This is a genomic window from Azospirillum formosense, from assembly GCF_013340925.1.
Lineage (GTDB): Bacteria > Pseudomonadota > Alphaproteobacteria > Azospirillales > Azospirillaceae > Azospirillum > Azospirillum formosense.
Genome location: NZ_WHOR01000198.1, coordinates 1 through 10,849, shown reverse-complemented (window position 1 = coordinate 10,849; position 10,849 = coordinate 1). Strand labels below are relative to the sequence as shown.

The 10,849-nt window shown below is 70.5% G+C and carries 11 protein-coding genes; 8 read left to right on the top strand and 3 right to left on the bottom strand.

Features of this window, described 5'->3' with window-relative positions:
* Both GBZ26_RS21240 and GBZ26_RS21235 read left to right on the top strand, forming a co-directional pair.
* A partial coding sequence (locus GBZ26_RS21240) for a ferrous iron transporter B (RefSeq protein ID WP_174440555.1) occupies positions 1-885 on the top strand: 885 nt, incomplete at its 5' end.
* A 20-nt stretch (positions 886-905) separates the two neighbouring features.
* Positions 906-1,088, top strand: a complete 183-nt coding sequence (locus GBZ26_RS21235; protein WP_174440554.1) for a hypothetical protein — start codon at positions 906-908, stop codon at positions 1,086-1,088.
* A gap of 10 nt (positions 1,089-1,098) precedes the next feature.
* Here the strand turns inward: GBZ26_RS21235 and GBZ26_RS21230 are convergent, their stop codons facing one another.
* Positions 1,099-2,736, bottom strand: coding sequence for a bifunctional diguanylate cyclase/phosphodiesterase (locus GBZ26_RS21230; protein ID WP_174440553.1), 1,638 nt, complete (start codon positions 2,734-2,736; stop codon positions 1,099-1,101).
* A 423-nt stretch (positions 2,737-3,159) separates the two neighbouring features.
* Between GBZ26_RS21230 and GBZ26_RS21225 the strand changes: the two genes are divergently transcribed.
* Positions 3,160-3,984, top strand: a complete 825-nt coding sequence (locus GBZ26_RS21225) for an alpha/beta fold hydrolase (protein ID WP_174440552.1) — start codon at positions 3,160-3,162, stop codon at positions 3,982-3,984.
* Positions 3,985-3,995: 11 nt separating this feature from the next.
* Here GBZ26_RS21225 and GBZ26_RS21220 read toward each other — a convergent pair whose 3' ends face one another.
* Both GBZ26_RS21220 and GBZ26_RS21215 read right to left on the bottom strand, forming a co-directional pair.
* Positions 3,996-4,637, bottom strand: a complete 642-nt coding sequence (locus GBZ26_RS21220; protein WP_211104878.1) for a response regulator transcription factor — start codon at positions 4,635-4,637, stop codon at positions 3,996-3,998.
* Positions 4,634-6,262 (bottom strand): MASE4 domain-containing protein, encoded by a 1,629-nt coding sequence (locus GBZ26_RS21215; protein WP_174440551.1) that lies wholly within the window; start codon positions 6,260-6,262, stop codon positions 4,634-4,636. The genes GBZ26_RS21220 and GBZ26_RS21215 overlap by 4 nt, the downstream gene beginning before the upstream one ends.
* Positions 6,263-6,512: 250 nt before the next feature.
* Here GBZ26_RS21215 and GBZ26_RS21210 point away from each other — a divergent pair, with 250 nt between their 5' ends.
* From GBZ26_RS21210 to GBZ26_RS21190, 5 genes are all read left to right on the top strand, one after another.
* Positions 6,513-7,184, top strand: a complete 672-nt coding sequence (locus GBZ26_RS21210) for a hydrolase (RefSeq protein ID WP_174440550.1) — start codon at positions 6,513-6,515, stop codon at positions 7,182-7,184.
* Between the two features lie 127 nt (positions 7,185-7,311).
* Positions 7,312-7,611: a XapX domain-containing protein gene (locus GBZ26_RS21205; RefSeq protein WP_174440549.1), complete on the top strand. Its 300-nt coding sequence runs from the start codon at positions 7,312-7,314 to the stop codon at positions 7,609-7,611.
* Positions 7,608-9,575, top strand: a complete 1,968-nt coding sequence (locus GBZ26_RS21200) for an amidohydrolase (RefSeq protein ID WP_174440548.1) — start codon at positions 7,608-7,610, stop codon at positions 9,573-9,575. The genes GBZ26_RS21205 and GBZ26_RS21200 overlap by 4 nt, the downstream gene beginning before the upstream one ends.
* Positions 9,576-9,589: 14 nt before the next feature.
* A complete protein-coding gene (locus GBZ26_RS21195; RefSeq protein WP_174440547.1) occupies positions 9,590-10,045 on the top strand; it encodes a DoxX family protein in 456 nt (151 codons plus the stop codon).
* On the top strand, positions 10,042-10,849 hold an 808-nt coding region (locus GBZ26_RS21190), incomplete at its 3' end, for an MFS transporter (RefSeq protein ID WP_174440546.1). The genes GBZ26_RS21195 and GBZ26_RS21190, both read left to right, overlap by 4 nt.

The window sequence follows — 10,849 nt, the reverse complement described above, 5'->3', positions numbered from 1 at the left end:
CTGCACGGGCGGGCCTTCATCCCGTTGCTGTCCAGCTTCGCCTGCGCGGTCCCCGGCGTCATGGCGGCGCGCACCATCGAGAACCGCGCCGACCGGCTGGCGACCATCATGATCGCCCCGCTGATGACCTGCTCCGCCCGGCTGCCGGTCTACACGCTGCTGATCGCGGCCTTCGTGCCGGACCGTCCGCTGCTGGGCGGGCTGGTCGGGCTGCCGGGGCTGGTGATGTTCGCGCTCTACGCCGCCGGCATCCTGTCGGCGCTGGCCGTCGCCTTCGTTCTGAAGGGCACGGTGTTCAAGGGTGCCCGCGAGCCGCTGCTGATGGAACTGCCGGCCTACCGCCTGCCCAACCCGCGCGACATCGCGCTGGGCCTGTTCGAGCGGGCCAAGGTCTTCCTGGCGCGGGCCGGCACGACGATCTTCGCGCTGATGATCGTCATGTGGTTCCTGGCGAGCTTTCCCGGCGCGCCGGAGGGGGCCACCGAGCCGGCCATCCAGTATTCCATCGCCGGCATGATCGGCCACGCGCTGGAACCGCTGCTGGCGCCCATCGGCTTCACCTGGCAGATCGCCGTGGCGCTGGTGCCGGGCATCGCGGCGCGCGAGGTGGCGGTCGGCGTGCTGGGCACCATCTACGCGCTGAGCGAGAGCGGCGACGCGCTGCAATCCTCGCTGGCCGGGGCGCTGGCCGCCTCCTGGAGCCTGCCGACCGCCCTGTCGCTGCTCGCCTGGTACGTCTTCGCCCCGCAATGCGTCGCCACCCTGTCGGTGGTGAAGCGGGAGACCAACGGCTGGTTCTGGCCGGCGGTGATGTTCGCCTACATGATCACGCTGGCCTACGGGGCGAGCTTCATCACCTACCGCGTCGCGTCTGCGCTGCTGTAAAGAGAGGGGAGGGCACGGCCATGTGGCAGGATCTGCTGGTTGCGGTGGTGGTGGCGCTGGCCGCGGCGTGGACGGTGTGGCGGGTGGTCCTGCCGGCCGGGCTGCGTGCCCGCCTGCTGGGCAGGGCCGCGCCGAAGGGCTCTGGCTGTGGCGGCGGGTGCAAGGGCTGCGGCCCGGCCGGCGGCGGTTCAAGCTGCCACTGAGCGGGAGCGTCTACAGGGCCGGGACCCGGGCGGCGCCCCGCTTGACCGCGTACATCGCCTGATCGGCGTGAACGATGAGTTGCTGGGCATCCCTCCCATCCTGCGGGTAGACCGCGACGCCGATGGACAGGGCGAGCGGCAGCCGCAGCCCGTCGATCACGATGGGTTCCTCCAGCGCCGCCCGGCACTTGTCGGCGACGGTTTCCGCACCGGCACGGGTCACCTCCACCTCCAGGATGATGGCGAACTCGTCGCCGCCGATGCGGGCGATCAGGTCGGACTTGCGCAACAGGCCGGACAGGCGGTGCGCCACCACGCGCAGAACCTCGTCGCCCCGGCTGTGACCATGGGTGTCGTTGATCGGCTTGAAGCCGTCCAGATCAATGTAGAGCAGGGCGAACAGCATGCCGCCGCGCTCCGCCCGGTCGATGGCCTGTTGCAGCCGGTCGTGGAACATGGCGCGGTTGGGCAGGCCGGTCAGCGCGTCGTGGTGGGCCATGTGGGCCATGCGCGCCTCGTTCGCCCGCAGGGCGGCCTCCTGCTCCCGCAGCTTGCCCAGCAGATAGTTGAAGCCCTGTGCCAGTTCCCCGACCTCGTCCATGCGGTGGACCGGCAGGGGCGACAGCTCGACGTGCCCGTCGGCCATCTGGTGCATCCGCCGCGCCGCCTCGGTCAGCGGGCGGAAGAAACGGCGCATGCCGAAGAACAGCACGGTCACCGCGAAGGCGGCGATCATCAGGCTGTTGGTGGCGATGAAGGTCTGGAGGTCGCGGACCCCCTCGAAGGCTTCCGCCGTGGGCAGCCGGGCGACCAGGAACCAGTCCGCCGTCGGGACCGCGGCGATGGCGGACAACTCCTCCACCCCCGCCGCGTTGACGGTGATGCCGGTGCCGCGGTAGCCGGCCATGGCCCGGTCGTGCAGCGGGTTCACACCCTCCGGCGGGGTCGCGGTCAGGATCATCCCGTGGTCGCTGGCCGACACGAACAGCCTGTCGCGGGGAGAAACCAGGAGGAAGCCTCCGCTGCGTCCGATGCGGTTTCCCTGGACCAGATTGAGGAAACCGGGCGACGACAGGGCGGTGGCGCCGGCCAGGACCGCGACCGGGGTTCCGGCGGCGTCGGTGACCGCCGTCGCCATGACCACCATCGGCTCTCCGTCGATGGTGGAGCGGGCGGGCCGCCCGATCACCGGTTCGCGGCCATTCAGCGCGGACCGGAGCCAGTCGCGATCCGAAACGTCGAAATCGGGCGAGCGGTGGCGTTCCGGATAATCGGCGAAGACGCCGTGGCCGTCCGTCCGGACGACCATCAGCCCGCGCGAGAACAAGGGCGCGATCTCGTGATGCGTCTTCAGCCAATCCCGCAGGGCTGCGGGATCGTCGAGGCTCGCCAATGGCAGGCTTCCGGAGGCGCGGCGCAGGAGGTCGAGCCGCGCCTTGATCTTCTCGTCGATGTCGTGGGCGACGTAGGAGGCCGTCGATTGCTGTTGGGACGAGGTGAGGTCTTTGATCTTGCCCTCCAAGAAGGAGGACAGAACCCAGATGCGCGCGCAGGCGCCGACGAAGACCAGGACTAGTCCAAACAGCATAAGGCGAACGATGACGCTGCGGCTGTGTCGGCGCAGTTCATCGGCCACGGCGACGAGCATCCGCAAGCTCTACTCCTCCAAGAAACCGTTTTCTTATTTCCCAGATGGATAGGCATTGTGCCCACCGCTTGCCGAAGATAAACGATGCCGCGTCCGTCCGGAAGATACAAAGGAGGCTAAATCCTCATCAAAAGCACCGAAGCTGATTGAAAAAACGAAATATTTCCACCATCGGGCGAGCAGCGGCGACATCGGTTCGCGTGTCTTTCCTTTCTCTCCGCTCCTTCTCGCGGTTCAGCGACGCCGTCCTCCCGCTTGCCATACGCACGGGCAGGCCACCGATACCTCCGTATAGTTTCCAGGCCGGACCGCCTTCGGCACTGTTGTGACGCCGACGAGGTTCCGCGCTGCCCATGGAAAGGCCGGTGTCCGCCTTCCCCTCGCGTCGCGGATCCTTCGCGCGCCCGAAAAATGGAGGGGGTTTTGAGCACGATCTCAACCAAGGACGGCACCCGCATCTTCTACAAGGACTGGGGCAGCGGACAGCCGGTGGTCTTCTCGCACGGGTGGCCGCTCAGCGCCGACGCCTGGGACGGGCAGATGCTGTTCTTCGGCCAGCAGGGCTACCGGGTCATCGCCCACGACCGGCGCAGCCACGGCCGCTCGGACCAGACCTGGACCGGCAACCACATGGACCAGTACGCCGACGATCTGGCCGAGCTGCTCGACGCGCTGGACGTGCGCGACGCGGTGATGATCGGCCACTCCACCGGCGGCGGCGAGGTCGCCCGCTACATCGGGCGCCACGGCACCGGGCGCGTCGCCAAGGCCGTTCTGGTCGGGGCGGTGCCGCCGATCATGCTGAAGACCGCGGCCAACCCCGGCGGCCTGCCGATGGAGGTCTTCGACGGCATCCGCAAGGGCACCTACGACGACCGGTCGCAGTTCTTCCTGGACCTGACCATGCCCTTCTACGGCTTCAACCGCGACGGGGCCAAGGTGTCGGAGGGGCTGCGGCAATCCTTCTGGCTGCAGGGCATGATGGCCGGGATCAAGGGCGCCTACGACTGCATCCAGCAGTTCTCGGAAACCGACTTCACCGGGGATCTGAGGAAGATGGCGCTCCCGACGCTGTTCATCCACGGCGACGACGACCAGATCGTGCCCATCGACGCGGCGGCCCGCCGCGCCGTGGAGATCGCGCCGCAGGCGACGCTGACGGTCTACGAGGGGGCGCCGCACGGCCTGACGGCCACCCACCAGGACCGCTTCAACGCCGACGTGCTCGCCTTCATCAAAGGATCGTAAGCAGGGGCCGGTCAGGCGTCGCCGGCGGGGGTCACCTTGTCGGCGATGCGCACCAGATCGGGCAGGGACCGCGCCTGCATCTTGCGCATCACGCTGGCGCGGTGGACCTTCACGGTGATCTCGCTGAGCTGCAACTCGGCGGCGATCTGCTTGTTGAGCTGCCCGGCGGCGACCAGCCGCATCACCTCCCGCTCGCGCGGGGTCAGGCTGCGGAACCGCTCCTGAAGGTCGGACAGGGCGTCGACGGCGCGGCGGCGGTCGCGGTCGCGGTCGATGCCGGTGTGGACGGCGTCGATCAGATCCTGGTCGCGGAAGGGCTTGGCCAGGAACTCGACGGCGCCGGCCTTCATCGCCGTCACCGACATGGGAATGTCGCCATGGCCGGTGATGAAAACGACCGGCAGATGGATGCCCGCCCCCGTCAGCTCGCGCTGGAACTCCAGCCCGCTCTGGCCGGGCAGCCGCACGTCCAGCACCAGGCAGCCCGGCGCGTCGGGCCAGCGGTGCTGCAGGAAGTCCTGCGCCGAGGCGAAGGGCAGGGCGGTCAGCCCGACCGAGCGCAGCAGGCTGACCAGCGAGTCCCGGATCGACGGATCGTCGTCGATGATGGCGACGAAGGGCGTTTCCACAGCCATGGCGGACCGGTCGGTCATGGTGTCCGCTCCAGCGTCGCCCCGGCCTCCGGTCGCTCCGGCTCGTCGTCGGCGGGCAGGGTGAAGCGGAAGACGGCGCCATGGGGCTGGTTGGCGGCCACCCACAGCCGGCCGCCATGGGCCTCCACGATCGACTGGCAGATGGTCAGCCCCATGCCGATTCCGTGCTCCTTGGTGGTGAAGAAGGGTTCGAACAGCCGTTCCTCCTGGGTCGCCTGCAACCCGGTGCCGGTGTCCTCCACCGACACGAGGACGTCCGCGAGCCCGCGCCGCCGCGAGCGGATGCTCAGCACGCGCGGGCGGTCGGCGACCGCGCTCATCGCGTCGTCGGCGTTGGCGATCAGGTTCAGGAGCACCTGCTCGAGCTGCACCAGGCTGCCGTTGACCGGCGGCAGGCTCTGTTGAAGGTCGGTGCGCACGGCGATCCGGTTCAGGCGGCGCTCGCCCTCGGTGCGGTCCAGCGCGCTCCGGATCACGCCGTTGATGTCCAGCCGGCTGCGCTGGGGCGGCGCCTTGCGGAAGGAATCGCGGATGCAGGCAATCACCCGCGCGGCGCGGTGGCCGTCGTCGGAGATCCGCTTCAGCGCCGCCCGCACCTCCACGAGATTGGGCGACGGGCGGTCCAGCCAGCGCAGCCCGGCGCCCGCGTTGGTGACCATGCTCGCCAGCGGCTGGTTGACCTCGTGCGCGATGGAGGCGGAGAGTGCCTCCAGGCTGGCCAGACGCGCGTCGCGCACCCGCCGCTCCGCCGCCACCGAACGGACCAGCCGCCCGTAGAGCGTCGTCATCTCCGCCAGAAGGACCAGCAGGACGACGCTGGAGGCGGCCAGCCCGAACAGCCGCCCCGACCACCAGCCGGCGCTGAAGCGCCCGCCGCTGATGAAGCTCAGCAGGCAGGTCTCGATGGCCCAGGCGGCCAGGGCGACCATCAGCCAGAGGTCGAGGACGGAGCGCCGCTGCCGCCACAGGACGGCCAGGGCGGCGGCACAGAGCGCCAGCGCGGTTATCGGCACGACCCGCCACAACGGCGTTTCCCGCATGCTGTCGACCATCAGCCGGGGAAGAACGGCGTCGTTGGCCAGCGCGAAGGCCGTCAGGCCCCCGGCCAGCGCCGCCGCCAGCCCCACGCCGCCCGCGATGGCGGGGAGCGCCGGACGGTGCGCCTCGCGCGGGCTGGCCTCCACGGCCTTCAGCAGCGCGTAGGCCAGGATGAACAGCGGCAGTCCGACGCGGCGCCCGGCGGCGACGATGGCGGTGCTTTGCAGGCCGGCGCCGAGCAGCCCGGTCGGCGCGAAGACGCCGGGGAAGGTCAGCGCCCAGGGAACGATCAGCAGCGCCGTGACCAGATAGCCGGCGGCCAGCGCCAGCAGGGCCGGCGTTCGCTGCGTGGCGTAGAGCGCGAACAGAAGGACGGCGGTCATCAGCTCGGTCAGCAGGACCGCGGTGGCGTAGGCGGGCAGCAGAACCGCCGTGCCGTCCAGCGTCAGGCGGGCGAAGGGCGCCGCGACCGCCAGCGCGGCCAGAAGCCCCGCCACCGTGACGACGGCCAGCCGCGTCTGCCCCGCCCCCGGGGGCAGGGTCGCCAGAAGAAACCGCTGGTCTCCGGGGACATCCCTCGTGCGCATCACCGTCGCTCGCCCGGCCGTCGGGTCACGTCTTCCCTCAACCCTGTTCCTTTGCCCTGTCCATTTACCCTGACCGGCACCGGCGGCGGACGGCGCCTTGGCCTGATATACCAAGGTATAGGGCCGGCAAACGCAAGTTCAATGTCGCCGTCCTCCATCCCTGGCCGATGCTTCGACGCACCGCCGGGCAACGGGCATCGCCGCAGGGCTTGCCCGGGGCACCGGCGCCAAGAACAAAAGGGATAGAGACATGACCATCACCGCCACCGCGACTCCCGGCAAGCTGCTCGTATCGCCGAAGGACCACGCGCTGATCATGATCGATCATCAGTCGCAGATGGCCTTCGCGACCCATTCGATCGACGCCACGACGCTGCGCACCAACACCGCGCTGGTCGCCCACGCCGCCGCCGGCTTCGGCGTCGCGACCATCCTGACCACGGTCGCGGAAAAGAGCTTCTCCGGCCCGATCTTCTCCGAGATCACCGAGGCCTTCCCGGGGGCGGAGGTCACCGACCGCACCTCCATGAACACCTGGGAGGACGCGAACGTCATCAAGCGGGTGAACGGCCTGGGCAAGACCCGGCTGGTCTTCTGCGGCCTGTGGACCTCGGTCTGCATCGTCGGCCCGACCCTGTCGGCGCTGGACCAGGGCTTCGAGGTCTACGTCATCGCCGACGCCTGCGGCGACGTTTCGGTCGAGGCGCACCAGCGCGCCATGGACCGCATGGTCCAGGCCGGCGTCCGTCCGATGACCTCGCTCCAGTACATGCTGGAACTGCAGCGCGACTGGGCGCGCACCGAGACCTACGAGATGACCACCGGCATCGCCAAGAAGTACGGCGGCGCCTATGGCCTAGGCATCATCTACGCCAAGACGATGTTCGGCGCGTCGGAAGGCGGCCACAGCGCCGCCGCCTGATCGCGGCGCTTGGTTTGGGGCGCTTGCTTTGCGGCGCCCGATGCCCTGCGCCGCGGCGGACCGGTCCCGATCCTCCCCGGGGCCGGTCCGCCTCTTCCCGCCCATCCGGACGAAGAACAGGCACGCCATGATGCCTTACCTGCTTTCCCTCGGCGCCGGCATCCTGGTCGGCGTCCTCTACGCGTTGCTCGGCGTCCGCTCCCCGGCTCCGCCCACCATCGCCTTGATCGGCCTGCTCGGCATGCTGGTCGGCGAGCAGGCGGTGCCGGTGGTCAAGCGGCTGATCACCGGGCAGCCGGTGCTGGCCTTCATCCAGAACGACTGCGCCCGTCACATCCTGGGGCCGCAGGCCGGCAGCGCCGCCGCGCCGGACGCCGCGACCCCGCCGGCCCCGGCCGGGGATGCGCCCCCGCGGGGCCGGGCATGACCGGGACCGGAATCGGTCGCCCCGGTATCGGTCGCCGCGGCGCCATCGCCGGACGCGCCGCCGCCACTCTGCTCGCCTCGCCCCTGTTCACCCGCCTTGGGAATGCCGCCATGCCCTCCTCCGACCTTCTGATCGTCAACGCCCGCATCACGACGCTCGACCGCGCCAACCCGCAGGCCGACGCCGTGGCGATCCGCGACGGGCGCTTCCTCGCCGTGGGGCGGGAGGCCGAGGTGCGCGCCGCGGCATCTCCCGACGCCGCGGTGATCGACGCCAAGGGACGCCGCCTGATCCCCGGCCTGATCGACAGCCACATCCACGTCATCCGCGGCGGCCTGAACTACAACATGGAGCTGCGCTGGGACGGCGTGCCGACGCTGGCCGACGCCATGGCGATGCTGCGCGCCCAGGTGGCCCGCACCCCCGCCCCGCAGTGGGTGCGCGTCGTCGGCGGCTTCACCGAGCACCAGTTCGCCGAGAAACGCCTGCCGACGCTGGAGGAGCTGAACGCCGCCGCCCCGGACACGCCGGTCTTCATCCTGCACCTCTACGACCGCGCGCTGCTGAACGCCGCGGCGCTGCGGGCGGTGGGCTACGGCAAGGACACGCCCAACCCGCCGGGCGGCGAGATCCAGCGCGACGCCGCGGGCAACCCGACCGGCCTGCTGCTCGCCCTGCCCAACGCGATGATCCTCTATTCCACCCTCGCCAAGGGGCCGAAGCTGCCGGAGGAGTATCAGGTCAACTCCACCCGCCACTTCATGCGCGAGCTGAACGGGCTGGGCGTCACCAGCGTGATCGACGCCGGTGGCGGCTTCCAGAACTACCCTGACGACTACGCGATCATCGAGAAGCTGCACGCCGACGGCGAGATGACGCTGCGCATCGCCTACAACCTGTTCACCCAGAAGCCGAAGGAGGAGTTGCAGGACTTCGCCACCTGGTCGGACACGGTCAAGCCGGGCGACGGCGACGACCGCTACCGCCTGAACGGGGCGGGGGAGATGCTGGTCTATTCCGCCGCCGATTTCGAGGACTTCCGCGTCGCCCGGCCCGAGATGCCGCCCAACATGGAGACGGATCTGGAGCCGGTGGTCCGCCTGCTGGCCGAGCGGCGCTGGCCGTGGCGGTTGCACGCCACCTACGACGAGACCATCGGCCGGGCGCTCGACGTCTTCGAGAAGGTCAACCGCGACATCCCGCTGCAGGGGCTGAACTGGTTCTTCGACCACGCCGAGACGATCAGCGACCGCAACATCGACCGCATCGCGGCGCTCGGCGGCGGCATCGCCGTGCAGCACCGCATGGCCTATCAGGGCGAGTATTTCGTGGAGCGCTACGGCGCCAAGGCCGCCGAGGCCACGCCGCCCATCGCGAAGATGATGGCCGCTGGCGTGCCGGTGGGTGCCGGGACGGACGCCACCCGCGTCGCCAGCTACAACCCCTGGGTTTCGCTGTCCTGGCTGGTCACCGGCAAGACGGTGGGCGGGCTGTCGCTCTACCCGATGGCCAATCGCCTGGACCGCGAGACGGCGCTCCGCTTGTGGACGGAGGCCAACACCTGGTTCTCCAACGAGCAGGGCAAGAAGGGCCGGATCGAGGCGGGGCAGCTCGCCGACGCGGCGCTGCTCAGCGACGACTACATGGCGGTGCCGGAGGACCGCATTCCCCACATCCGTTCGGTCCTGACCCTGCTGGGCGGCGCCGTGGTGCATGGCGAGGGCGATTACGACACGCTCGCCCCGCCGCTGCCCAAGCCGATGCCCGACTGGTCGCCGGTCGCCACGGTCGGCGGCTATTACCGCGACCCCAAAACGGTGCAGCGGCAGGCGGCGGAATGCGGTTGCCACTCCGGCTGCGCGGTGCATGGCCACGACCACGCGGCGGCGCTGGGCGCCGACGTGCCCTCGTCCGACGCGCGCAGCTTCTGGGGCGTGTTCGGCTGCGGCTGCTGGGCGGTGTGAGGAGGAGCGGGACGATGGCCGACACCCTCTCCACGCGCAAGGACGCCGCCGCGGCGCCGGTCGCCGCCCTGCTCGACTGGCCGGGGACCGCCTGGCTCGCCCGCCTCGCGCTGGCGGCGCCCTTCCTGGTCAGCGGGCTGGTCAAGCTGACGGACTTCAACGGCGCCGTGGCTGAGGCGGCGGGGCTGGGGCTCGGCCTGCCGGTCCTCGTCGCGGTGGCGGTGATCGTCACCCAGCTCGGCGGCTCGGCGCTGTTTTTGACACGGCGCTGGTGCTGGCTCGGCGCCGGGATTCTCGCCGGCTTCACGGTGGTCGCCACGCTGCTCGCCCACGCCTTCTGGACTTATGAGGGGCCGGATCGCGCGCGGCAGACCGCCACCTTCCTGGAGCATCTGGCCATTGTCGGCGGCTTCGCGGCGGCGGCGGTGCTCACCCACCGCGACTTCCGCCGCGGGGGAGGGGCCGCATGACCGCCGAAACCGCTCCCTCCCACGGAGCCAAGCCGGCCGGCCCCTTCGCGCCGCTGCGCAACCGCCTGTTCGCCGTGCTGTGGGTGGCGGCGGTGCTGGGCAACGTCGGCACCTTCATGCGCGACGTGGCGAGCGCGTGGCTGGTGCTCGACCTGTCGGGATCGCCCTCCACCGTCGCGCTGATCCAGGCGGCGGGCTCGCTGCCGATCTTCCTGCTGGCGATTCCGGCGGGCGTGCTGTCGGACATCATGGACCGGCGGCGGATGCTGATCATCATCCAGTGCCTGCTCGCCTGCGTCAGCGCCGCGCTGATGATCCAGGCGGCGCTGGGCGTGGCAACCGTGGCCTCCATCGCCGGGCTGACCTTCCTCGGTGGCGTCGGGGCGGCGCTGATGGCGCCGGTCTGGCAGTCCATCGTGCCGGAGCTGGTGCCGCGCGGCGAGCTGAAGGGCGCCGTCGCGCTGAACAGCCTGGGCATCAACATCGCCCGCGCCATCGGCCCGGCGGCGGGCGGCGCGATCCTGGCCGCCGCCGGGGCCGCCGCCACCTACGCGGTGGACGTCTCCTCCTACATCATCGTCATCGCCGCCCTGCTGTGGTGGCGGCGCACCCCCGACCCCCGCGACGATCTGTCAGAGCAGTTCGGCGGCGCGCTGCGCGCCGGGCTGCGCTACGCCCGCGCCAGCAAGGAATTGCACCGCGTCTTCCTGCGCGCCGGCCTGTTCTTCGCCTGCGCCAGCGCCCTGTGGGCCTTGCTGCCCATCGTCGCCGGACCGATGCTGGGCGGCGGGCCGGGCTTCTACG

What these genes read in the sequence shown, in the direction of transcription:
- GBZ26_RS21210 (WP_174440550.1), top strand. Translation starts at nt 6,513, where the DNA reads ATGACCATCACCGCCACCGCGACTCCCGGCAAGCTGCTCGTATCGCCG.
- GBZ26_RS21200 (WP_174440548.1), top strand. Translation starts at nt 7,608, where the DNA reads ATGACCGGGACCGGAATCGGTCGCCCCGGTATCGGTCGCCGCGGCGCC.
- GBZ26_RS21220 (WP_211104878.1), bottom strand. Translation starts at nt 4,637, where the DNA reads ATGACCGACCGGTCCGCCATGGCTGTGGAAACGCCCTTCGTCGCCATC.
- GBZ26_RS21230 (WP_174440553.1), bottom strand. Translation starts at nt 2,736, where the DNA reads ATGCTCGTCGCCGTGGCCGATGAACTGCGCCGACACAGCCGCAGCGTC.
- GBZ26_RS21195 (WP_174440547.1), top strand. Translation starts at nt 9,590, where the DNA reads ATGGCCGACACCCTCTCCACGCGCAAGGACGCCGCCGCGGCGCCGGTC.
- GBZ26_RS21205 (WP_174440549.1), top strand. Translation starts at nt 7,312, where the DNA reads ATGATGCCTTACCTGCTTTCCCTCGGCGCCGGCATCCTGGTCGGCGTC.
- GBZ26_RS21235 (WP_174440554.1), top strand. Translation starts at nt 906, where the DNA reads ATGTGGCAGGATCTGCTGGTTGCGGTGGTGGTGGCGCTGGCCGCGGCG.
- GBZ26_RS21215 (WP_174440551.1), bottom strand. Translation starts at nt 6,262, where the DNA reads ATGCGCACGAGGGATGTCCCCGGAGACCAGCGGTTTCTTCTGGCGACC.